Source organism: Chromobacterium sp. INPA-IVC (genome assembly GCF_059047085.1).
Genome location: NZ_JBTNLS010000021.1, coordinates 1 through 1,130, shown reverse-complemented (window position 1 = coordinate 1,130; position 1,130 = coordinate 1). Strand labels below are relative to the sequence as shown.

Here is a 1,130-nt window from a genome sequence, read left to right as displayed (position 1 = left end):
TCCGGCAAATCGGTGACGTCGATGGCGATCATGCAGCTGCTGCCGCCGCAATCGAGCGAGATCGATCCGGCGTCGGAGCTGCGCTTCAACGGGCGCGACCTGCTGAAGCTGAGCGCGGCGGAGCTGCGCCGGCTGCGCGGCAAGGACGTGGCGATGATCTTCCAGGAGCCGATGAGCTCCTTGAACCCGGTGTTCACCGTCGGCGAGCAGATCGTCGAGACGCTGACGCTGCACGCGAAGCTGTCGCGTTCGGCGGCGTGGAAGCGGGCGGTGGAGCTGCTGCGCGAAGTGGGGCTGCCGGAGCCGGAGAAGCGGGTGAAGAGCTACCCGCACGAGCTGTCCGGCGGCCAGCAGCAGCGGGTGATGATCGCCATCGCCATCGCCTGCGAGCCCAAGCTCTTGATCGCCGACGAGCCGACCACCGCGCTCGACGTCACGATTCAGAAGCAGATCCTGCAGCTGATCGCCGACCTGCAGAAGAAGCACGGCATGTCGGTGCTGTTCATCACCCACGACCTGGGGGTGGTGGGCGAGTTCGCCGACGAAGTGATCGTGATGCGCCACGGCGTGATCCGCGAGCAGGGCACGGTGCGGCAGATCTTCGAGAACCCGCAGGACGCGTACACCAAGGCGCTGCTGTCGTGCCGTCCGCACCTGGACCGCCGCCCCGAACGGCTGGCGGTGATCGACGACTTCCTGCAGCCGGGCGGTTACGTGGAGCCGGCCGAGCGCAAGCGCGGCTACGCGGCGGGCGACGAGACCGTGCTGGACGTGCAGGGCCTGTGCAAGAGCTTCGACATCCGCGAGGGCCTGTTCGGCAAGCGGCAGTTCCACGCGGTGCAGGACGTGTCGTTCAAGCTGGCGCGCGGCAAGACCTTGGGCATCGTCGGCGAGTCGGGCTCGGGCAAGACCACCGTCGGCCTGACGCTGGTGCGGCTGCACCAGGCGACGGCGGGCAAGGCGCTGTTCCACGGCCAGGACCTGATCGGCATGAGCGCCAAGGAATTCCACGCCTACAAGAAGCGGATCCAGATCATTTTCCAGAACCCGTACGCGTCGCTGAACCCGCGCTTCACGGTGGAGCAGATTCTGACCGAGCCGATGCTGCTGCACGGCATCGGCCAGGACGC

Annotated in this window: 1 protein-coding gene; it reads left to right on the top strand. The window is 67.3% G+C overall.

Annotated elements, in window-relative coordinates; genetic code table 11:
* Window positions 1–21: 21 nt before the first annotated feature.
* Window positions 22–1,130 (top strand): ATP-binding cassette domain-containing protein (locus ACX17K_RS21955; protein ID WP_493776426.1); only part of this gene is annotated, 1,109 nt, incomplete at its 3' end.